Source organism: Enterococcus plantarum (assembly GCF_001730295.1).
Taxonomy (GTDB): domain Bacteria; phylum Bacillota; class Bacilli; order Lactobacillales; family Enterococcaceae; genus Enterococcus_L; species Enterococcus_L plantarum.
Genome location: NZ_MIKA01000035.1, coordinates 1 through 1625, shown reverse-complemented (window position 1 = coordinate 1625; position 1625 = coordinate 1). Strand labels below are relative to the sequence as shown.

At 33.6% G+C, this 1625-nt stretch carries 1 protein-coding gene; it reads right to left on the bottom strand.

Annotation, left to right across the window (positions count from 1 at the left end):
* Nucleotides 1-234 precede the first annotated feature (234 nt).
* Nucleotides 235-1344, bottom strand: a complete 1110-nt coding sequence (locus BCR22_RS10840) for a tyrosine-type recombinase/integrase (RefSeq protein WP_069654923.1) — start codon at nucleotides 1342-1344, stop codon at nucleotides 235-237.
* Nucleotides 1345-1625: the final 281 nt, after the last annotated feature.

Below are 1625 nucleotides of genomic sequence, written 5' to 3'. Positions count from 1 at the left end.
TTTCCTCGTTTTTTTTATACTACGTAAATAACCATTAAGCCCTCCAGATATACTACTTTGTGCCTACTTGTGACGATGATTGACGGCGTATAAATAAAAGTGACGACAACTAACTAGACTCTATTCGAGTAGAGTCTAGTATCTTTCACTATCTATTTAAAAATTTCACGCTTGAAGAAAACGTTTACATTTGTTTGTTTTACTTATTTATAAATGATTAGTATTTTTTACTTTTTATTGCAATGCTTTACTCATATTTGTGATAACTTTTATTCGACTTTCGACCATAGAATCGGCGTAAATATCCAATGTTGTTTTTGTAGACGTATGACCCAACAAACGGCTCAGCGACACAATATCTGAGCTTGTTTCTATACAACGTGTCGCAAACGTATGTCTTAACTGATGAAAATGAAGATGCTCAAATCCGCATTGTTTTCGTATTTTATGGAAATAGTAGGTCAGTAAGCGAGGTTCACTCGGCAGTTCACTATTGGAGCATACATAACTCCCAGGCGCCTTCTTTTTCCACTTTTTTAGGTATTTATATAACGTTGTGCTAATAGGGATCACTCGATTAGAACTTTCTGTTTTTGAACTATCCATGAGCAGTTGCGTTTTTTTTATTCCACCTTCTAACGATACGCGTTGAAAGGTTTGAGTTATATGAATCATTCGCTGCTTCAAATCTATATCAGTCCAACGTAAAGCTGCAATTTCCCCTATTCTTAGTCCTGTATTCAGAGCCAATAAAACAGATAATCCTTTGTATAAGGGAAGCCCCTTCGCACAACTTTCTAGCACATGTTGTTCCTTTTTTGTCATAGCACGTACGCGTACTTGTCTTTTTTTTGGTAATCGAATTTTTGTACAGGGTGTTTGCTTTAAATAGCTTTGTTCTGTCGCATCTTTTAATGTTTTTTTTACTAGTTGGTACAAAACATGGATGGTTGAAGCTTTGAGACCGTACTGAAGCCAACTATTCACAAGATTTTGAACAGTTTCGTGCGTTAATTGATTCAATGGACAGTTTCCGATTGACGGGAGTATGTATTTCTTTAACTTATAGAGATAGGTTGTATAGGTAGATACTTTAACGGTAGATTGTTGTTGGGAAAGCCAGATAAGAGTCCATTCTTCATAAGAAAAGCCACTTTCTCCTTGTTGCTGAATGAGCGCATGATAATGCAATTTGTAGGTATAGAGACGGTATTTAACATCTGCATATGTTTGCCCATAAATATAGCCATACTTCAATTGACCATTCTTTTTTCGTCCTTTTTTATAACGCCCTTCCCAGCGTCCATCTTTTCGCTTATAAATATTTTCACCTTTACGTGCCATAATATTCATCCTTTCTAAATTGACGGCTTATTTGACGTTCAATAAAAAGTGTAATTATCTAGTTAAAAACTCTTCTTTTTTGAAAAAAGTAAGAAGAAAATTAAAAAAAGGGTTGTTTTTAATCATTTAACAGATATAATAATAATAGAAAATAAATAGTTTCCTCTTATAAAGAGTATCCATTATCCTTTTTTTTTGATTTAAAACAAATAAAAACTCTTTTGTGGGTTCCAATGCATAGTATTTACACTTATTTACGTAGTATAAAAAAAACGAGGAAA

Excerpts from the sequence above, each read along its gene's own strand:
- BCR22_RS10840 (WP_069654923.1), bottom strand. The coding sequence starts at position 1,344 with ATGGCACGTAAAGGTGAAAATATTTATAAGCGAAAAGATGGACGCTGG.